Source organism: Nitrococcus sp., assembly GCF_059432795.1.
Window position 1 is genome coordinate 1 of sequence record NZ_JBXWZQ010000123.1, and the last position, 18458, is coordinate 18458.

The 18458-nt window shown below is 63.4% G+C and carries 19 protein-coding genes and 1 riboswitch; of the genes, 7 read left to right on the forward strand and 12 right to left on the reverse strand.

Going from position 1 to position 18458, the window contains the following annotated elements:
• From AC52Q4_RS09375 to lpxL, 4 genes are all read right to left on the reverse strand, one after another.
• On the reverse strand, window positions 1-154 hold a 154-nt coding region (locus tag AC52Q4_RS09375; protein ID WP_495536550.1), incomplete at its 3' end, for a glycosyltransferase family 9 protein.
• Between the two features lie 88 nt (window positions 155-242).
• Complete coding sequence (locus tag AC52Q4_RS09380) at window positions 243-1004, reverse strand: polysaccharide deacetylase family protein (RefSeq protein ID WP_495536532.1); 762 nt, start codon at window positions 1002-1004, stop codon at window positions 243-245.
• 22 nt (window positions 1005-1026) lie between these two features.
• Window positions 1027-2460 (reverse strand): bifunctional D-glycero-beta-D-manno-heptose-7-phosphate kinase/D-glycero-beta-D-manno-heptose 1-phosphate adenylyltransferase HldE, encoded by a 1434-nt coding sequence (gene hldE / locus AC52Q4_RS09385; protein WP_495536533.1) that lies wholly within the window; start codon window positions 2458-2460, stop codon window positions 1027-1029.
• Window positions 2457-3404, reverse strand: a complete 948-nt coding sequence (gene lpxL, locus AC52Q4_RS09390; protein WP_495536534.1) for an LpxL/LpxP family Kdo(2)-lipid IV(A) lauroyl/palmitoleoyl acyltransferase — start codon at window positions 3402-3404, stop codon at window positions 2457-2459. The genes hldE and lpxL overlap by 4 nt, the downstream gene beginning before the upstream one ends.
• Window positions 3405-3491: 87 nt before the next feature.
• Between lpxL and waaA the strand changes: the two genes are divergently transcribed.
• Window positions 3492-4811, forward strand: a complete 1320-nt coding sequence (gene waaA / locus AC52Q4_RS09395) for a lipid IV(A) 3-deoxy-D-manno-octulosonic acid transferase (protein WP_495536535.1) — start codon at window positions 3492-3494, stop codon at window positions 4809-4811.
• On the opposite strand, the gene AC52Q4_RS09400 is transcribed toward waaA, so the two are convergent.
• From AC52Q4_RS09400 to AC52Q4_RS09410, 3 genes are all read right to left on the reverse strand, one after another.
• On the reverse strand, window positions 4776-6188 hold the full coding sequence (locus AC52Q4_RS09400; protein WP_495536536.1) for a TolC family outer membrane protein: 1413 nt from the start codon (window positions 6186-6188) through the stop codon (window positions 4776-4778). The genes waaA and AC52Q4_RS09400 overlap by 36 nt on opposite strands.
• Window positions 6189-6353: 165 nt before the next feature.
• Window positions 6354-7016, reverse strand: coding sequence for a protein-L-isoaspartate O-methyltransferase family protein (locus tag AC52Q4_RS09405; RefSeq protein ID WP_495536537.1), 663 nt, complete (start codon window positions 7014-7016; stop codon window positions 6354-6356).
• Between the two features lie 414 nt (window positions 7017-7430).
• The gene (locus AC52Q4_RS09410) at window positions 7431-7745 is read right to left on the reverse strand and encodes a CsbD family protein (protein WP_495536538.1); all 315 of its coding nucleotides are present in this window, start codon (window positions 7743-7745) and stop codon (window positions 7431-7433) included.
• Window positions 7746-8023: 278 nt separating this feature from the next.
• Window positions 8024-8124: riboswitch (TPP riboswitch) on the forward strand.
• 58 nt (window positions 8125-8182) lie between these two features.
• Here AC52Q4_RS09410 and thiC point away from each other — a divergent pair.
• The gene (gene thiC, locus AC52Q4_RS09415) at window positions 8183-10069 is read left to right on the forward strand and encodes a phosphomethylpyrimidine synthase ThiC (RefSeq protein ID WP_495536539.1); all 1887 of its coding nucleotides are present in this window, start codon (window positions 8183-8185) and stop codon (window positions 10067-10069) included.
• Window positions 10070-10360: 291 nt separating this feature from the next.
• Here the strand turns inward: thiC and AC52Q4_RS09420 are convergent, their stop codons facing one another.
• The 4 genes from AC52Q4_RS09420 to AC52Q4_RS09435 form a co-directional block, all read right to left on the reverse strand.
• On the reverse strand, window positions 10361-10795 hold the full coding sequence (locus AC52Q4_RS09420; protein WP_495536540.1) for a hypothetical protein: 435 nt from the start codon (window positions 10793-10795) through the stop codon (window positions 10361-10363).
• 13 nt (window positions 10796-10808) lie between these two features.
• The gene (locus AC52Q4_RS09425) at window positions 10809-11072 is read right to left on the reverse strand and encodes an ElaB/YgaM/YqjD family protein (protein WP_495536541.1); all 264 of its coding nucleotides are present in this window, start codon (window positions 11070-11072) and stop codon (window positions 10809-10811) included.
• A gap of 136 nt (window positions 11073-11208) precedes the next feature.
• Window positions 11209-12150: a DnaJ C-terminal domain-containing protein gene (locus AC52Q4_RS09430; RefSeq protein ID WP_495536542.1), complete on the reverse strand. Its 942-nt coding sequence runs from the start codon at window positions 12148-12150 to the stop codon at window positions 11209-11211.
• 69 nt (window positions 12151-12219) lie between these two features.
• Entirely contained in the window at window positions 12220-12657 is a 438-nt protein-coding gene (locus tag AC52Q4_RS09435; RefSeq protein ID WP_495536543.1) for an Hsp20/alpha crystallin family protein, read from the reverse strand.
• A gap of 321 nt (window positions 12658-12978) precedes the next feature.
• Between AC52Q4_RS09435 and rpmB the strand changes: the two genes are divergently transcribed.
• Window positions 12979-13215 (forward strand): 50S ribosomal protein L28, encoded by a 237-nt coding sequence (rpmB, locus tag AC52Q4_RS09440; RefSeq protein ID WP_495536544.1) that lies wholly within the window; start codon window positions 12979-12981, stop codon window positions 13213-13215.
• A gap of 11 nt (window positions 13216-13226) precedes the next feature.
• The gene (gene rpmG / locus AC52Q4_RS09445) at window positions 13227-13382 is read left to right on the forward strand and encodes a 50S ribosomal protein L33 (RefSeq protein WP_495536545.1); all 156 of its coding nucleotides are present in this window, start codon (window positions 13227-13229) and stop codon (window positions 13380-13382) included.
• A 95-nt stretch (window positions 13383-13477) separates the two neighbouring features.
• Here the strand turns inward: rpmG and AC52Q4_RS09450 are convergent, their stop codons facing one another.
• Window positions 13478-14656 carry a DesA family fatty acid desaturase gene (locus AC52Q4_RS09450; protein WP_495536546.1) on the reverse strand — a complete coding sequence of 393 codons (1179 nt, stop codon included), beginning with the start codon at window positions 14654-14656 and terminating at the stop codon, window positions 13478-13480.
• Window positions 14657-14858: 202 nt separating this feature from the next.
• On the opposite strand from AC52Q4_RS09450, the gene AC52Q4_RS09455 reads away from it, so the two are divergent.
• The 3 genes from AC52Q4_RS09455 (at window position 14859) to AC52Q4_RS09465 (ending at window position 17870) form a co-directional block, all read left to right on the forward strand.
• Entirely contained in the window at window positions 14859-16058 is a 1200-nt protein-coding gene (locus AC52Q4_RS09455; protein WP_495536547.1) for an EAL and HDOD domain-containing protein, read from the forward strand.
• Between the two features lie 15 nt (window positions 16059-16073).
• Window positions 16074-16892: a bifunctional DNA-formamidopyrimidine glycosylase/DNA-(apurinic or apyrimidinic site) lyase gene (mutM, locus tag AC52Q4_RS09460; protein WP_495536548.1), complete on the forward strand. Its 819-nt coding sequence runs from the start codon at window positions 16074-16076 to the stop codon at window positions 16890-16892.
• 159 nt (window positions 16893-17051) lie between these two features.
• Window positions 17052-17870, forward strand: a complete 819-nt coding sequence (locus AC52Q4_RS09465) for a TOBE domain-containing protein (RefSeq protein WP_495536549.1) — start codon at window positions 17052-17054, stop codon at window positions 17868-17870.
• Window positions 17871-18458 lie beyond the last annotated feature (588 nt).

Here is an 18458-nt window from a genome sequence, read left to right on the forward strand (position 1 = left end):
AAAGCGGATTCGTCTCGAGCAGACTCGCGCCCGGCGACTCGGCCAGCCATGCGATGTGAGCGTCCGGCCACTTGCGGCGCAATGCGGGAATGAGTGCGGAGGCCATGACGATATCACCGATCGCCGAAAGCCGAATGATGAGTATTCGGCTCATATCCCCGCGGCGCGCCCCCCGGGCCGGCGGCCGGACGTCTCCGACAGGATCGCCTCGTGCTGCGCAGTGGCGATGGCGTCTCGCTTGTTCATCGTGCGGCGGTGCGCTCTTTTCCCAAAGGTGCCATGTGGAGTTTCCAGAAATAACCCAGCAGGTTGTCGCCAAAATGAATCGCTTTACGCGGAATTTCGAAACGATTGGGCGCCGCGTTCGCGGCACCGTGCACCCCGGTCAGGGCGCTCGCGTAGCCGGCCTCTTCCACCAGCTCCCGGGTCCTGTGGTCATAATCGCCATGCGGATAGCAGAAATGGCGGACCTCCTCCTCCAACACCGCCTCCAGCACGGCTTTGCTACGGAAGATCTGATCGCGCTGCTTGGATACGGACAAACCGGAGAGCCGGGGATGGCTCGTGCTGTGCGAGCCGAAGGTCATCCCGGCGCGATGCAGCTCGCGCATCGTCGCCGTCGACATCAGCGGTGCCTTGAGCTGATCATCGCCCAGCCACTCGGCGCAGCGGCCGACCATCCCGGTGACGACGAACAAGGTCGCGGTGAACCCGTGCCGCGCGAGGATCGGGAAGGCGTGGTCGCGGAATCCTTCGTAACCATCGTCGAAGGTGAGCACCACCGAGCGGGCGGGCAGCGGCCGACCGTCGAACAGACCCGCGACCGCTTCGTCCAAGCTGATGACGTTGTAGTCGAAGGACTTGAGATAGTTCATCTGCGCGCGAAAGCGCCGGACATGACAATAACCCGCCCGGTGACCTCGAGGTGCAGCAAAATAGCCCACCTGATGATACATCAGGATGGACACCGCGGGCTTGGCTATCGCTGCGCCGGACACCGCCATATTGTTCTCTCCGCTGCCAGGGCTAACGCTTCGGGCCACCCCGATGGACCCGCTCCACGATCGCGGAGGTCGAGTAGCCGGCTTCGACCGGCACGAGTCGCACCTCGCCCCCGCGCGAGAGCACTGCTTCGTGACCCGCCACCTGCTCCAAGCGATAATCGTCCCCCTTGACGAGCACATCCGGAGCCAGCGCCGCGATGAGCCGCGCCGGCGTGTCCTCGCCGAACGGCACGACCCAGTCCACGGCAGCCAACCCGGCCAGGACCGCCATCCTTTGCGCCAAAGGGTTTATGGGTCGGCCGCGGCCTTTGAGCCGGCATACCGAATCGTCGTCGTTCACCGCGACGATGAGGCGGTCGCCGAAGGTTTTCGCCCGCTCGAGGTAGGCCACATGGCCCGGATGAAGAATATCGAAGCAGCCGTTGGTCATGACCACGAGGTCCTGGCGCTGCCGAACCTCCCGCACCAGCGCGATCAGCTCGCGCTCGCTGACGATCCCTCGGTCGTTGTCGGTCGGAGCCCAGCGCCGAGCCGCCGCTCGCAGCTCCGGTAGGCTGACCGCGGCCGTGCCGAGCTTACCCACGACCACGCCGGCCGCCAGATTCGCCAACGCCGCCGCTTGCGCCAGCTCCTCCCCTGCGGCCAACGCAGCGCCCAGCACGGCAACCACGGTATCGCCGGCGCCCGTCACGTCGAAGACTTCCTGGGCGCGCGCACCGATTTGCACCGACCCACCGTCGCGCTCGATCACGCTCATGCCTGCCTCGCCGCGGGTGACCACCATCGCGGCGACGTCCAGTCGAGACAGCAGTTCGCGGGCACGCTCGGTCAGCTCGCTATCCGTGTCGCACACCCCCACCATTCGCTCGAGCTCCGCGCGATTCGGCGTCAGGACGCTAGCGCCGGCGTACGCCGTGAAATCCGCTCGCTTGGGGTCGACCAGCACCGGACGGTCCGCCGCCCGGCACACATCGATCAAAGGCTCGACCCGCGTCAGCGCCCCTTTGGCGTAATCGGAGAGTATGACCGCGTCCACGTGCGGCAGGTTCGGCTCCAAGGCTTGTGCCGATACGCCCGTAACACCCGCCGGTGCGCCCTCGAAATCGACTCGCAGCATTTGCTGGTGCTGACTCATGACCCGCAGCTTGGTGGTGGTGATGCCGTTGGGCTGCTCGAGCCAGTGCGTCCTGACGCCGGCCTCGGCCAGCAAGGCGCGCAGTGCATCGCCCGCCTCGTCGCAAGCAACGGGCGCCACCAGAACAGTCTGGACGCCGAGCGTGGCCAATGCCAGCGCGACATTGGCCGCGCCGCCCGGGCGGTCTTCCGTGCGCGCGACACCCACGATCGGCACCGGGGCCTCGGGAGAAATGCGCCCGGTCTGCCCGTACCAATAGCGGTCCAGCATGGCATCGCCGGCGACCAGGATTTTGAGCTGGCGGAAATCGGGAATCCTCATGGCCTGCGCCGCATCCGCTTGCGCCGACGGAGCGGGTAGAACCCCGGCGCGCCGTCGGGACGGGTTTTAAAACGCCGATGCACCCAATAGTACTGCTCCGGATGGCGGCGGACCTCGGCTTCGAGCACGGCATTGAGCCGCCTGGCATCGTGCTCGTCATCACCCGAGGGAAAATCCCGCAATGGCGGGTACAATCGTATCGTGTATCCGTGGCCGGATTTCCGAGCCGTGCCATAAGTGGGAATGACCGCGGCGCCGGTGAGTCGCACAAGACGCGCCGTGACGGTTAGGGTGGCCGCGGGAATGCCGAAGAACGGCGCGAATACCGAGTGCGCAGGCCCGTAATCCTGATCCGGCGGGTACCAAATGATGCGCCGCTCGCGCAGCGCCCGGACCAGCGAGCGCAGGTCGCCGCGCCAGACGGCGCGTTCGTAGAGTCGGCGGCGGTTATTGCGCATGCAGCGCTCGATCACCGGATTACGCTGCTCGCGGTAGATGACCTGAAACGGAATCTGGGTGAGCATGATACGACCGGTCAGCTCCAGCGGCGTGAAGTGCGCTCCCAGCAGGATGACGCCGCGCTCTTCGCGCAGTGCCTGCGCCAGGTTATCTAGTCCCTCGAAATGGCCCAGACGCTGGATGAGGGCCGCCTCGCGCCACCAGGCAACGCCCGCCTCGACCAAGCCGCGACCGGTGAAGCGAAGGTTTTGCCGGGTTAGCGCAATGCGTTCGGCGGCGCCGAGTTCCGGCAGGCATAGGGCGAGATTCGCCTCCACGATGCGCCTCCGGTAGGGCAGCAGATAATAGGACAAGCGTCCCAGGAGATCCCCCACGGCGAGCGCCCAGGGCATAGGGAGAGAGGAGACGCAGCGCAGCAGGCCCAGACCGAGCCAACTCGACCAGTAACGGGGGGCGTAAATCCCGCGCTCTCGGCGTTCACTCACCGTGGATCGCTTCCATGACCGGACCACCAGAGTATACCAGACCCCATACCGAGCTCTGCCGAGCCGGGCAAGGAGGCCCAATAACCGTTGTTTTGGCGTAGCCTCTATTCCACGCTGCTCTATCTGAGCCTGCCGCTTGTCCTGGCACGACTGCTGCTGCGTTCCCGGCGTTCCGCGCCCTATCGTCAGCGTTGGGCAGAACGCTTCGCCCTGATACCTGTCGTTTCGGGTCACCCCGTCTGGGTCCACGCCGTTTCCGTAGGGGAAACCGTAGCCGTCGCTCCGTTGCTCAAGCGCCTGCTGAAAGCCCACCCCGGCATCCCGATCGTGGTCACTACAACCACCCCAACGGGTTCGCAGCGAGTGCGCGCGCTGCTCGGCGAGCGTGTGCGGCACTGCTACGCTCCCTATGATCTGCCGGACGTCGTGGCGCGATTCTTTCGGCGCGTGCAACCGCGGCTGGTGATCATAGTGGAAACCGAGATCTGGCCGAATCTGCTAGCCGCCGCCCGCCGTCGCGCGATACCGGTGGTGCTGGCGAATGCGCGGCTGTCCATGCGTTCCGCGGCCCGCTATCGGCATGTCGCCTGCGTGCTGCGCCCCGCGCTCGACGTCTTCCATACCATCGCCGCCCAGAGCGAGGCGGATGCCCGACGGTTCCGGGCCTTGGGCGCGCCGGCGCAGCGCGTTCCGATCAGCGGTAACCTGAAGTTCGACCTCGAAATCAGCGCCGCTTGTGTCAAGGCCGGGCGCGCCCTGCGCGACGCGTTGGGATCACAACGGCCCGTCTGGATCGCCGCAAGCACTCATCAAGGGGAGGAGGCACTCATACTTCAATCACAGCGCGTCATACAGGCGCGCGTGCCGCAGGCGCTACTGATACTGGTACCTCGCCACCCGGAGCGCTTCGACAGCGGCGCCGCGCTGTGCGGCCAGTTCGGCATGGACACGGCACGCCGCCGTACCGGGGACCGTGTACGCGCGACGACTCAGGTCTACCTGGCCGACACCATGGGCGAGTTGGCGCAGCTCTATGCGGCGGCGGACGTCGCTTTCGTCGGCGGCAGCCTGGTGGCGGCAGGCGGGCATAACGTGCTCGAACCCGCCGCGCTCGCTCTTCCGGTGCTGGTCGGACCGCATGTATTCAACTGCGCCGAAATCGTTGCGTGCCTGGAGAACGCGGCAGGGCTCGTGCGGGTTGCCGATGCCAACGCGCTGGCCGGCCGCGTTGCGGATTTGCTGATCCATGAAACGCGCCGGCGCGCCCTGGGTGAGCGGGCACAACGCCAACTCGAGGCGAACAAGGGCGCGCAACAGCGACTCTATGCGCTCATCGAGCCGCTATTGAGCGTACCACCCACCCCGTCGGGTTCATCGCGAACCCAGCAGGCTGTTGACCGCCCGTAGATCTTGCGGATCCAGAGTGCCCGCTGCCTGTTTGAGCCGCAACGTGCTGACCAGATAGTTGTGCTGCGACTGCTGGTAGTCGCGCTGCGCGGAAAAGAGATTGCTCTGAGCATCGAGAACATCGACGATGGTGCGGGTTCCGGCCTCGTATCCCGCCTGCGTTGCTTCCAGCGCGCTTTTATTGGACACGACCGCCTGGCGCAGGGCCCGCACCTGGCGAATGTTCATTCGCACGGCCCGATAGGCATTGGCGGTATCCCGGCTGACGCTGCGGTGGGTCTCCTCGAGCTGCTCACGGGACTGTGTGTAGCGCGCCTGCGCCTCGCTGACTCGGGAGCTCACCGCAAAACCCTGAAAGATCGGAAGCTCACCCTGGACACCGACGCTTTGCCGATCGAGCGTGCCAGCAAAGACGCCGCCCGTCTCCTGATGCGTGGCGTTCGCCGTCAGGCCGATCGTCGGCAGGTGGCCGCCGCGCTGCACCTGGATGTTCTCCATGGCCGCCTCGGCCCCCTTGCGTGCGGCGATCAGCTGCCAATTGTGCTCGAGCGCCGAGGCTTGCCAAGATGCTTCATCGGCCGGATTCGGTCTTTTCAGCTTGGGCGTGTGAGCCAAAACGGCCAGCGCCTCGGGCTGTTGGCCGATGACCTGCCGTACGGCTTCCACCCGGTTGGCGATTTCATTTTCGGCTTGTATGAGCCGGCTCTCCGCCAAGTCGCGCCGGGCACGCGCCTCCTCCACGGCCGTATGGGCGATGAGCCCGACCTCGAATTGTTGCTGCGCCTGCTCGAGCTGCCGTTTGATGGCCTTGAGATCGGAGCGGGCGAAAGTCAGATCGGTCTGCGCGGAGAGCACATCGAAGTAGCGCTGCCCCAGGCGAAATATCAGGTCCTGCTCGGCGGCGTGAACCTGCGCCGCCGCCTGGGCGATTTCCGCATCGGCCTGATCCAGGCGCTGATAGGCGCTGTAGTCGAAAATCGGCTGATTCAGATCGATGCTGTACTGCGTTTGGTAAAAATAGACATCGCGGCTCAGGGCCAAACTGGTTATGGTCTGATCGAGGTGTACACGGTCGCGGCTCGCCTGGGCGCGTATATCGGGCAGCAAACCGGCGAGGGCCTGCGGCCGACGCTCCTGAACGGCCTCGTAATTCGCCATGGACTGCCGAAGCACGGGGTTATTCACCCGAGCCAGCTGATAGAGACTGAGCAGGTCGTCGCCGGCATGGGCCCAGGAACTCACGAGACACAAACCGAGACAGACCAGACCGAGGCCGCGCCGACGAACTCGGCGCCGATCGAAAAGCCCTCGCGCGGGCAATGCACGCCCGACCGGGGCAAGATCCAGCACGTCTCCGCCGGAACTCCGGCCGCTCATAGCCGCCTCTCGTGCATCATTGCCGGAAACCCATGCTGCCGGTACAACAAGCGCTCGCCACGGAACGCTCCCGACCGTACCCTGCGAATGCGACGACCATCCCCTGGCTCCCCCAGCAATAAAGTACGCCACCGTGTCCGGCCGTGCCCAAGCATCCCGGATCCGTCAGAGCTCGAAGTGCGGCGTTCGGCACGCGTTGCGCAGGGGGCGGATGCATGTGTCGAGCAGGCTCTCGGTAGCCCACTGATCCTCCCCAACCCGGGTGACGAGCAGCGCCTCCATGATGGGCGGTTCCCCGACGATCACGAACAGCCGCCCGCCGATACTCAGGCTGCGATGATAACCTCGGTGCAGCTCAGGCAACGAGCCGGTAACGGCGATCGCATCATAGCGCTGGCCGTCGTCCCAACCGAGGGCCGCATCGCCGACGTCCAGGCGCACATTGCGGACGGCTTGCGCTGCGAGGCGGGCGGCCGCCTGATCGCGGAACTCGGAGTGGATGTCGATGCTCGTCACCTGCCCCGCTAGCTGCGCCAGGCATGCGCTCAGAAAACCCGTCCCCGTGCCGATCTCGAGTGCGCACTCGTCGGGGCGCGGGTCGAGCGCCTGCAGTAACCGGGCCTCTAGCCGCGGCTCCATCATCACCTCATCGTGCGCCAAGGGGAGCTGGATATCGGCGTAGGCCAGATTGCGGTAATGCTCCGGGACGAACGCCTCGCGCGGCAGCGACTCGAGCACGTCGAGGACGCGCTCGTCAAGCACCTCCCACGGCCGAACTTGCTGTTCCACCATATTGAACCGTGCGCGCTCGAAATTCAGCTCCGTCATCGCCTCGCTGCCTCGTTAGCCCCTGACGCAAAACAGCTCTAAAGCCTAGAAGGTTTGCTTGGGCCAAGCAAGCGGCTGTCGTCCGCCACGAGGCTTCGCCTTTGAGGAAATCCCGCGTCAGCACCGCGAAAGGCGCCCAAGGACCCACAAGGCCCGGCAACCGGGGAGTTTTCTGATGCCGGGCCCGACTCGTTGGCTTGCCGGCCAAATGAACCGTTGCCTTTCCGAAAGGCGGACGGCGAGCCGCTTGTGCCCGGCTGGGCGGGTGTCGTGGCTAGGGAGGCGTTGGTAACGGGGGCAGCACAGAAAGGGGCGGGAGAACTGAGCTTCACCCGCCCCTCATTACCCGTTCAAGAATTCTGGCTTTGCACATGGTGGGGATCAATCATCGGGACGATTCGGCAGTGATCAGCGTCACACAGTCGTTGTGGGATGTGAACCTTCGTCCCCCATGCTCTCCCTACTTGCCGACTCGTGCGCGATCCAATCCTCCACTTCCCGGTCAGCTTGCTCCTTGCTCATGTTGTAGACGCGTTGGAGTTTGCCGGAGAGCTCTTCCTTGCGAGCATTAGCGAGATCGTCCACGTCCTTGACGGTGAGTTCTCCCCAGCGCTGACGGAGTTTGCCCTTGTACGTATGCCAGCTTCCTTGGATATCGTTCCAAGTCAAGCCTCCGTGGCTGCGCAGTCGGGTCCCTTCTGATGGCTGACTCTGATCTTCCCAGCTCATTAAAGCCTCCACATACTTGCTTGTATGACTTGCGGACCATTCTTCATGGCCCATCACGTCGGACAGATGTCGTAGTCAAATGTTCCCCGATTGCCGGCCGCGTGTTACTTGCACGAAAAGGCCTTTTCAGCCTCAAAGGACGGCTGAAGCAAGCCGCTCTGCGCGCCGGCTCCTGCGTGCTCTGGGATCATTATCGAAGCGAACCGGCGGCGTCAGCCCGGCCGCCGGCGCATCAGGCTAGCCAGCGCGGCAAATGCAGTTCAAACTGACGGCCACGTTCGACGAAGCGGGGGTGCTCCTGGTCAAGCCGGGAGCTGAGAGAGTCCCTTGGAACCTGACCCGGTTAACACCGGCGGAGGGAAGCTTCCGGCGCCCATCCTCTGCCTGCGCCCCGCCCGTATCGTCGATTTCGCGATTCTGTGTAAGGAGGCAACACGATGAGCGCCAAATCCCGAGAGCTCCCTCATGGCCGAACCGGACGGCTGGACGAGTCCGTCCTACGCCCGTTTCCTAATTCCCGCAAGATCTACGCGGAAGGCTCGCGCCCCGATCTGCAGGTAGCCATGCGCGAGGTCGCACTGGCCGACACGCCGTCCGCGTTCGGTCCTGAGCGCAATGCATCCGTCTGCCTTTACGACACGTCCGGTCCTTACACCGATCCCGCGCACGAAGTCGATCTGCGCCTGGGTCTGCCGCCGTTGCGTGATAGCTGGATCGCCGAGCGCGGCGATTGCGAGCAGCTGCGAGACCCGAGCTCGAGCTACGCCGCGCAGCGGCGGTCCGATCCTGCCACCGCGGGGCTGCTTTTTCCGAACACCCGCTCGGCGCATCGGGCGCGAGCCGGGCGGATCGTTACCCAGATGCACTACGCTCGCCGCGGCCTCATCACCCCGGAGATGGAGTACGTCGCCATCCGCGAGAACCAGCGCCGGGAACGCGATCAAGCGGCGAACGGCGATGGCCGTCGCCACGCGGGCAAGCCTTTCGAGGCGCGTATCCCGCAGCACATTTCGCCGGAGTTCGTTCGCAGCGAGGTAGCGCGGGGCCGGGCGATCATTCCCGCCAATATCAATCACCCGGAAGCCGAGCCGATGATCATCGGCCGGAATTTCCTGGTGAAGATCAATGCCAACATGGGTAACTCGGCCGTGACCTCCTCCATTGCCGAAGAGGTCGAAAAGATGGTCTGGGCGACGCGCTGGGGTGCCGATACGATCATGGATCTCTCCACCGGGCAGCATATCCACGAGACGCGCGAATGGGTGATTCGCAACTCCCCGGTGCCGGTCGGCACGGTGCCGATCTACCAGGCCTTGGAGAAAGTGGACGGACGGGCCGAGGAGCTCACCTGGGAGCTGTTCCGCGACACGCTCATCGAACAGGCCGAGCAGGGCGTGGATTATTTCACCATACATGCCGGCGTGCGCCTCGCTTTCGTTCCGCTTACCGCCGAGCGGGTCACCGGGATCGTCTCGCGCGGGGGTTCGATCATGGCGAAGTGGTGTTTGGCCCACCACCGCGAAAGCTTTCTCTACGAGCACTTCGAGGAGATCTGCGAAATCATGGCCGCCTACGACGTGGCGTTTTCACTGGGCGACGGCCTGCGGCCCGGCTCCATCGCGGACGCCAACGATGAGGCGCAGATGGCCGAGCTCGCCACGCTCGGGGAGCTGACACAGCTTGCCTGGCGCCACGACTGCCAGGTCATGATCGAAGGCCCGGGCCACGTCCCGATGCACCTCATCGAGGAGAACATGACCGAGCAGCTGCGGCTGTGCCATGAGGCGCCATTCTATACCCTGGGCCCGCTCACTACCGACATCGCCCCCGGTTACGACCACATCACGTCAGCCATCGGCGCAGCGATGATCGGCTGGTACGGCACCGCCATGCTCTGCTATGTCACGCCCAAAGAGCACTTGGGGCTGCCGGATAAGCACGACGTGCGCGAGGGCATCGTCGCCTACAAGATCGCCGCCCACGCCGCCGATCTCGCCAAGGGCCATCCGGCGGCGCAGCTCCGCGACAATGCCTTATCCAAGGCGCGTTTCGAGTTTCGTTGGCAGGATCAGTTCAACCTGGGGCTGGATCCGGAAAGAGCACAAGCGTTTCATGACGAGACCCTTCCCAAGGAAGCACACAAGGTCGCGCACTTTTGCTCAATGTGCGGACCTCGGTTTTGTTCGATGAAAATTTCCCAGGAAGTGCGCGAATACGCTGCGCAAAACAAAATCTCCGACCCGCAGGAAGCGGTGGAACGCGGATTACGCGATAAAGCCCGCGAATTTCGCAACGCCGATGCCGAAATCTATCAACGTCGCTGAGGATCGCCGCCACCGAGCAGTAGCCGGCTGAGCTGGGCTCGGACGACACTGAGGCCGAGCGGCCAGATCACCTCGCGTGCAAGCCGCGCGGCGCTCGATCTACGCCGCGGGGCTTCGCGCGCGCTCGGGCGTGCATGCGAACCGGTACGGCCGCCACTGATCCAGCCGGCTATCAAACCTCCGGCGAATGCCGCGCCCAACGGGCCCGGGCGCGAAGCACGCTGGCGTGCGCCGAGGCGCCATATGGCCACCGCGGTGGCCATATGGCGTCGATCCGCATCGATCGCCGCTTCACGTTCGCGTATTCTGCGATTTAGTCGCCCCATAGCCCGCATTTCCGAGTAATGCCCGCCGGGCGGCGGGAAACGTCAGTGCGCCGCTCAGGCGGCGAACGACGGCCACGCTCACCAGTGCGCCCAGCAAATTGAGTCCTGCGAGCAGCAAAAGCGCGGCCCCAGCGGCCATTCCCAGGTCCAGAAGTGCCGTGTAAGCGGCCGCGAGCAGAAAAAACCACGCTGCCGCCCCGAGCAGACCCGCCATTACCGCCAGTGCCGCCATCCAGGCGAGGGCCTCGAAGGCACGACGTGTCTCAAGCCCGAGCAGTTCACCCACATCCTGCACAAACCGCCGCGCGGCCTCGAGCAGTGCGCCGGCGACCTCACTGAGCGGCGGGGATCGAGCCTCCTCCGCGCTGCCGCGCGGCTCGTCCGCGTTCGGTTCTCCCATGCGCTACCGCGCCTCAGCGAGAGCGCAGCAGCCGTCCGATGAGAAAACCTCCCGCGGCCGCCCATCCAAGCGCGGTGTAAGGATGCTCGTGTATGTAGGCCGTCATCCGATCAAGCGCCTGACGCGACTGGTCACTGTAGCGATCGCCCGCCCTACGCAGACGCTCTTCGGCTCGGGCACCGTGTGTTGCGGCCTGATCGACCGCATCGTGGGCCGCCTTGGCGACGCGGTCGGTGGTGTGATGGTTGGCGGCGTGGGGAACACTTTCAGTTGCCATGCCTGTCTCCTCGCGCGTTCCGTGACGTGCTGAAATTCACCCCCGCTCCGAGCGAACCCGCTTGAAGCTTGCATGGGCTATCTTGGGGATCCGCGGTTTTTTTTCAAGATGCGCTCATGAGGCGCGGCGAGGCGAATTATCCTTTCTCGAAATCGGCCCGCGGATTGAAACCGAGTTCGCGCTCAAGCTCGCGATACAGCTTGCGCGCGTGTTCAGTGCGCACGCGGGGATTGACGATGCGCAATTCCACATACTGGTCGCCGGGTGGTTCTCCCGGCAGGCCACGCCCGCGAAGACGCAGCCGCTGACCGCTCTGGGAGTTTTCCGGAATCTTGAGATCGACCCGACCCCCGAGTGTCGGCACGCCGAGCGTCGCCCCCAATGCCGCCTCCCACGGAGCGATGGGCAGCACAAGGTGTACATCCTTGCCGGAGAGCTGGTAGAGCGCGTGGGGTGCGATGTGAATCTCGAGAAACAAATCGCCGGCACGGCCGCGCCCGAGGCCCGCCCCCCCCTGACCGGCCAGGCGGATACGCTGCCCCTCGCGCACGCCACTTGGAATCTGCACGCGCAGATTTCGGCGCGTGCGTCGCGCCAAGCCTTGGCCATCGACCTCCTGCCCGTCGACCGAGATATTGCGGGAGGTCCCCCGGTAGGCTTCCTCTAGAGTAATCGTGATCTTCGCAATTTGATCTTCGCCAGGCGGGGCGAAGCCTCGACCACGGGAAGCCCCGCCGAAGATTCCCTCATACGCCGAGCCGCCCCCGCCGAACAGGGTATCGAAAAAGTCGCTGAACCCCCCGCCGGTAAACTCGCCTCTGAAGTGCCAATCCGGCGGCGGCCGGAACTCCTCGCCGGCGCGCCAGTTACTGCCGAGCTGATCATAGGCCCGCCGCTTGTCCGGATCCTTGAGCGCCTCATAGGCCTCAGCCACCTCTTTGAATTTCTGCTCGGCATTCGGCGCCTTGCTGACGTCGGGATGATACTTGCGGGCAAGCTTGCGGTACGCGCGCTTGATCTCCTCGCTCGAAGCGTCCTTCGAAACACCCAGAACCTGGTAGTAGTCCTTGTACTCCATGTGCGCTCGTGACTCACAGGTACGCTTGAATCAAGCGGGCCCGCTCTGCCGGGCCCGCCCATAGCGCTGTCAACTATCGACTTTGATCCGCCGAGGCTGCAGCTTCTCCTGCTTGGGAATCGTAACCTGCAACACACCGAGTTCGCTGCGCGCGCTGACCCGTTCGGCGTCCGCCGTGTCGGGCAGGCTGAAGCGGCGGTAGAAAACACCACTGGCCCGCTCGGTGCGCTTGTAATCCGGACCCGATCCCTGAGACTGCGCTTGGCGATTGCCCCGGATGGTCAACATGCCGTTTTCCATGTTGATCTCTATATCCTCCGGTCGCACACCCGGCAGATCGGCATCGATCACATATTGTTCGGCCTCCTCGCGGATATCGACCGCCGGCACCCAGTCGCTGGTAGCGAGGGCGCTGGAATCCGTATCCGTTGGTCCTTCATAGATCCGGGAAAGCTCTTTGCTCAGCTCGTTGAACAACGTCCAAGGTTCGTAACGACGAATGGCCATGAAGCACCCCTCCTTTGTGGCATTCGACTCAGCGTCGCGACTCGTTACGCATAAAATGGTGGCGTGGCGAGGAATTTCAAGCCGGCTCGGGTTGTACATTGACCGACATACTGGTATAAAGCGAACCTCCTCCGCGCCCGCTTATCTCGGCCTACGCGCCGGGGTTCGTCAGGTCCTCGCAGCGCCAGCCTCAGACCGAGCGAAAAGGCATGCACAGGCCCGGCGCATAGATGGCCGCGCGGCCGGTGACTGCCCCGGCAACCGGGTCGGCCGATGGCAGCGCCGCAGTAGCATTGCAATTTCAACCGGGAGGCAGCATCCATGGCCAAGGTCTGCCAGGTGACTGGTAAGCGCCCGATCACGGGCAACAACGTCTCGCACGCCAATAACAAGACCAAGCGTCGTTTTTTGCCCAATCTGCGCTATCATCGGTTTTGGGTGGAGAACGAGCAACGCTGGATACGGTTGCGCGTCTCTTCCAAGGGCATGCGGATGATCGATAAAGTCGGTATCGAGAAAGTTCTCGATGATATCCGCCGTCGCGGGGAAAAAGTCTGAGGTGACCCGTCATGCGCGATAAAATCAAGCTCGTCTCGTCGGCTGGAACCGGCCATTTCTATACCACGGACAAGAACAAGCGGAATACACCGCATAAGCTCGAGTTCCGCAAGTACGACCCCGTGGTGCGCAAGCACGTGATCTATCGTGAGGCGAAGCTGAAGTAATCCGAAAGGGATTGCGTCGCCAAAGCGACTGCGGCGGGAGGTGGGGCATAACCGCGTGTGGCGTATCGCGGGTATGCCCGCTTGTCATCGCATTTCTATACTGCCGGGTGGATCACCGTAAAACCACGGAGTCCGCGAGCGAAGTCCTGCAGGGTCTGTATACCGCTGAGCTCGGCTTGGGCACACCATTCCTTCAAACCTTTCAGCAGCATCTCGTGGGAGAGATTCGTACCACTCCACAGCCGCTGCAGACGTAGCCTGTATTGATACACCGTCTTCAGGCGCTGACTTTGCGCCAACGCGTTCTCCAGGCGCACTTCGGCGCGGCGGTCGAGCAGGCTCTGCTCGCGTAATAGCGCGCCCCGGCCGCGCTTGAGCATGCGCTGGCAGGATCTATCAGCCCGCTGCAGCTCTTCGCGCAAGGTAGGCAGCAACACCTGCCGCGCATAGATGGCCAGGACATGCACTCGCGCACGAACGACTGCCGCCACCGTTTCCATGTCCACGTCGGCCTTATCCTGGATGGCCGGGTGCGGCGCCATGCGCTTGACGCGCGCAAGTCCAAGATATTGCAGGCATCGTATATACATCCAGCCGATATCGAGTTCCCAAGGCTTGATTGAGAACTTGGCCGAGCTTGGGAACGCATGATGATTGTTGTGCAGCTCCTCACCGCCGATCAGGATGCCCCAGGGAGCGATGTTGGTCGAGGCATCCGGTGGCTCGAAATTGCGGTAGCCCAAGGCATGACCCACGCCGTTGACCACGCCGGCGGCCCAGAAGGGAATCCAGACCATTTGCACGGCCCAGATGACGAGCCCGACCACGCCAAAGCAGAGCAAATCGATGAGCAACAGCAACACCAGGCCCGAATAGGAATGCGGGCGGTAGAGGCGGCGCTCGATCCAGTCATTCGGGGTTCCATGCGCATAATCCCGGACGAGGCGCGGATCATCGACGGCCGCCTTGTAAAGCTCCGCGCCACGCCAGAGCACCTCGCTGAGGCCGAGCACCTGCGGGCTGTGCGGATCATCCGCAGTCTCGACTTTGGCATGATGCTTGCGATGTACCGCCACCCATTCGGAGGTGACCATACCGGTAGTCAGCCACAGCCAAAACCGGAAGAAATGCGCAACTGCCGGGTGCAAGTCCATGCCACGATGGGCCTGGTGACGGTGCAGATAGATGGTCACGCTGACGATCGTGACGTGGGTCAGCGCCAGTGTAACCAGCACATAGCCCCATACTGGCAGCTCGAATAAGCCATACAACATGAGCGGCGAATACCTTGTAACGGAGAAATAGATGTCTGCTTCGGAACGCAGTTTCTTGGATTAAGAATTGTTTTGAAGTATATCGAGCAAACGAGGCCAACGTCCATGGCATTGTTCACAAGCCGGCAATCGGCGTATCGTTGGGATCCCCCACAAGACTCTCTCTTGTCAGCCGACCAGCAAACTACCTTGGCACTTTCAAATGCATGAGGCATTTCTTGGGCGACAGCCCATTTTCGACCGTAAGCTCGAAGTCTACGGCTACGAACTGCTCTTTCGCCACTCCTCTGTGCCGGACGCGCAGGTGGTGGACGCGGACCGGGCGACCTCAGCGGTCATTTTCAACACCTTCACCGTCTTCGGGCTGGAGGAACTGGTCGGGCATCGACTCGCCTTCATCAACATGACGCGAAGCTTCGTCGTCAACCACGGCAGTCTCCCGCTACCCGCCGATCGCGTCGTACTGGAAATACTCGAAAATACGCCGCCGGAGCCCGCGATTCTCAAAGGTCTCGAGCTCATGCGCGCGAGCGGTTATCGCATCGCGCTCGATGATTTCGTCTACGATCCGTCACTGCATCCGCTTCTCGAGCGTGCCGATCTGGTCAAGGTCGAAATACCGCGACTGAGCCTCTCGGCGCTGGCCGAGCAGGTACGCCTACTACGCTCCTTCGACGTCATGCTGCTCGCCGAGAAAGTCGAGACTCCGGAAGTCTTCGAGGCCTGCAAGCGCTTGGGCTTCGACTACTTTCAAGGCTACTTTCTCAGCCGTCCCAGCACGATGACCAACAATGACATTCCGACCAGCCGCCTGCGTATTCTGGAGCTGATTGCGGCGTTGCAAAGGCCGGATGTGGAGCTCGACGAGCTCGAAGAGCTCATCAGCCGTGACCTGGCGTTGAGCTATAAGCTGCTGCGTTACCTGAACTCCTCGTACTTCCCGTTGCGGCGGCGGATTGACTCCATCCGCCAAGCCGTCGTTTATCTCGGCACCCAGGAGCTGCAGACGTGGACCGCCTTGATGGCCCTGGCATCGATTCCGGACAAGCCGCAGGAGCTGGCCGTCGGTGCCATGGTACGCGCGCGTTTCTGCGAATCCGCGGGCCGCATCCTCGGAGTCGAGTTCCCCGCGCGCTGCTTTATGGTCGGGCTGCTCTCGGGACTCGACGCATTGTTGGATGCGCCTCTAGAGCAAATTCTCGAGCGCCTGCCGGTGAAGTCGTCCGTCTCGGCCGCCCTATTGCGCGGTGAAGGTCCCGAGGGACAGGTGCTGCGCGCCGTCCAAGATCTCGAATTGGGACATATTGCGCGCATTCGGGAACTGGGTTTGAGCGCCACCGAGACCAATCGCGCCTACGTAGAGGCGGTGCGCTGGGCCGACGGGATTCGCTCCGTGTGGTAACGGCATCGCCACCTCATGCCCGAGCTTCCGGAAGTGGAAACCACCCGCCGCGGCATCGAAGCGCACGTACGCGGCCGGCGAATCGCAAAGATCGTCGTACGCGAGCCTCGCTTGCGCTGGCCGATCGCCGAGAGCCTGCCCGCTCGAGCCGAGAATCGCCGCATCGTCAGCGTGCAACGCCGAGGGAAGTATTTGCTCTTCTGCCTCGAAAACGAGGCCACTCTGATCCTCCACCTCGGTATGTCCGGCAGCTTGCGGCTGGTGGCAGCCACGGAACCGCCGCTTGCCCATGCACACCTCGATATCGTTCTGACAGGCGGGCCAACGCTGCGCTACACGGATCCTCGCCGCTTCGGCAGCCTGCACTGGAGCAGCGGCGACACACAACGCCATCACCTATTGGCCCATCTGGGTCCCGAGCCGCTGTCCAGCGCCTTCCATGCCGATTATCTGCATCAGCTCGGCCATGCCCGCCGAGTCAGCGTCAAAGCCTTGTTAATGGATGCGCGGGTGGTCGTGGGGATCGGCAATATCTACGCCAACGAGGCACTCTACCGCGCCGCCATTCGTCCCATGCGCCCCGCCGGGCGCATCGGTCGCGCTCGCTACGCGCGGCTGGTCGCGGCGGTCAAGAGCGTGCTCGCCGAGGCGATCGCCGCGGGCGGCACGACGCTGCGGGATTTCACCGGCAGCGGCGGGCGCCCCGGTTACTTCCGCCAGCGCCTGGAGGTATACGGCCGGGGCGGCGAGCCCTGTTATCGATGCGCGGGAATCATTCGCATGGAACGGCGGGCCCAGCGAGCTACCTACTATTGTCCGCGCTGCCAGTTTTGACGGGCCCGGATGTTCACCGGCGAAAGCTTTCATGCCACGCGGCGCACCGCAGCGCGGCGAATAGGCCTTCTGCGAAATTGCTCCTCCGCGGCTTGTGCTATCGGCGGTTTTTTCGCGACGTTGTGGCAGAGAGCCATTCACCCAAGTCGAGTGCAGACCATGATCAGCAACGACGACAACGCGCCGGCGCTCGAAGCCGGCCTTCAAGTACGTTACCGCACCGGACTCCTGCTCGGCGAGGAGGGGATCAAGCTGCTCGAGACCATCGCCGAGCACGGCTCGATCACCCGCGCCGCCCAAGCCTCGGGTATCAGCTACCGCACGGCCTGGGAGCGAATCGAGGCGCTGAATAACCTCTCTGACCGCGCCCTTGTGGAACGTGCCGTGGGAGGCCGCGGCGGCGGGGGGACGCGGTTGACCGAGCGCGGCCGCGAGTTGGTTCGGGTGTTTCGGGGCCTCGAGCAGGAGCATCGACGCTTCCTCGCCGGTCTCAGCCAGCGGATCCGCGGTCTGGAGACTATGATGCCGCTGCTGGAAAGGCTGCACTTACAAACCAGCGCCCGCAATCAGCTCTGGGGCGAGGTCCGCTCCATTCACCACGGCGCCGTCAATGCCGAGGTGCAACTGGATCTCGGGCAAAACCAGCACATCGTCGCAACCATCACCGAAGAGAGCCTCGCCCGTCTGGGCCTGCAGCCAGGTGTCACTGCGGCCGCGCTCGTCAAATCCTCCGCCATCCTCGTGGCCACCACCGCCGATGTCACGCGCAAAATAAGTGCTCGCAACCAGCTCTGCGGTGAGGTAGCACGCCTGCATCGCGGCGCCGTCAACAGCGACGTGGTCATCGCGCTCAGTGCCGATAGGACCATTGCCGCCGTGATCACCAATGAGAGCGCGGATCGGCTGGGCATTCAGCCCGGGCGGCAGGCGTGCGCCCTGTTCGATGCCGCCAGCGTGATCATTGGCCTCGGCAATTAGTTTGCCGATCACGGAAGCGCTGAAATCACCAAAAGCGCGGTGATCAACCCAGCTAGGACCTGTGGCCATACCACCACATCGGGTGTTCACTTTTGCATTACCACAATTCGCTGTCCACGGCGACAAACGCACGCTCGAACGCTCTGCGATTACCCGGGCACCGTAGCTTGTGCTCGGCCAGTTGCTCGTGCGATTCTAGAATTCATTCTTGCGGCTTTCCATTCACCGCACTACAAGGAGATCTGGAATTTTGCGATATGGGGAGCTTAAATAAAGTTATCGCCTATTCATTATACGGGAAAGAATATATCTACGCGTTCGAATGTCTAACCCAACGTCGTCCATCCAGGAAGGTCATACACTTTGCCTTTTAGTTGGATGGCCTATCATCCCAAGTCACAAATCGAGCGAGGTGATCGTGAAAATACGCACTCTGATATTTATTCTGCTACTCGCGGGCGCTCTGCCTTTCGCACTGAGCGGATGCGGCGATTCCGAAGGCCCTGCTGAGCAGGCCGGTGAAAACATTGACGAGGCCGCCGAGGAGACGGATGAGGCCACAGAGAACATGATGGATCAGACCGAGGA

Bases quoted from the DNA above. Each gene is read 5' to 3' on its own strand.
- rpmG (WP_495536545.1), top strand. From the start codon at position 13,227: ATGCGCGATAAAATCAAGCTCGTCTCGTCGGCTGGAACCGGCCATTTC.
- AC52Q4_RS09410 (WP_495536538.1), bottom strand. From the start codon at position 7,745: ATGAGCTGGGAAGATCAGAGTCAGCCATCAGAAGGGACCCGACTGCGC.
- AC52Q4_RS09435 (WP_495536543.1), bottom strand. From the start codon at position 12,657: ATGGCCATTCGTCGTTACGAACCTTGGACGTTGTTCAACGAGCTGAGC.
- hldE (WP_495536533.1), bottom strand. From the start codon at position 2,460: ATGAGGATTCCCGATTTCCGCCAGCTCAAAATCCTGGTCGCCGGCGAT.
- AC52Q4_RS09430 (WP_495536542.1), bottom strand. From the start codon at position 12,150: ATGGAGTACAAGGACTACTACCAGGTTCTGGGTGTTTCGAAGGACGCT.
- AC52Q4_RS09400 (WP_495536536.1), bottom strand. From the start codon at position 6,188: ATGAGCGGCCGGAGTTCCGGCGGAGACGTGCTGGATCTTGCCCCGGTC.
- thiC (WP_495536539.1), top strand. From the start codon at position 8,183: ATGAGCGCCAAATCCCGAGAGCTCCCTCATGGCCGAACCGGACGGCTG.
- AC52Q4_RS09455 (WP_495536547.1), top strand. From the start codon at position 14,859: ATGCATGAGGCATTTCTTGGGCGACAGCCCATTTTCGACCGTAAGCTC.
- AC52Q4_RS09425 (WP_495536541.1), bottom strand. From the start codon at position 11,072: ATGGCAACTGAAAGTGTTCCCCACGCCGCCAACCATCACACCACCGAC.
- mutM (WP_495536548.1), top strand. From the start codon at position 16,074: ATGCCCGAGCTTCCGGAAGTGGAAACCACCCGCCGCGGCATCGAAGCG.
- AC52Q4_RS09465 (WP_495536549.1), top strand. From the start codon at position 17,052: ATGATCAGCAACGACGACAACGCGCCGGCGCTCGAAGCCGGCCTTCAA.
- AC52Q4_RS09450 (WP_495536546.1), bottom strand. From the start codon at position 14,656: ATGTTGTATGGCTTATTCGAGCTGCCAGTATGGGGCTATGTGCTGGTT.
- AC52Q4_RS09405 (WP_495536537.1), bottom strand. From the start codon at position 7,016: ATGACGGAGCTGAATTTCGAGCGCGCACGGTTCAATATGGTGGAACAG.
- AC52Q4_RS09420 (WP_495536540.1), bottom strand. From the start codon at position 10,795: ATGGGAGAACCGAACGCGGACGAGCCGCGCGGCAGCGCGGAGGAGGCT.
- AC52Q4_RS09380 (WP_495536532.1), bottom strand. From the start codon at position 1,004: ATGGCGGTGTCCGGCGCAGCGATAGCCAAGCCCGCGGTGTCCATCCTG.
- rpmB (WP_495536544.1), top strand. From the start codon at position 12,979: ATGGCCAAGGTCTGCCAGGTGACTGGTAAGCGCCCGATCACGGGCAAC.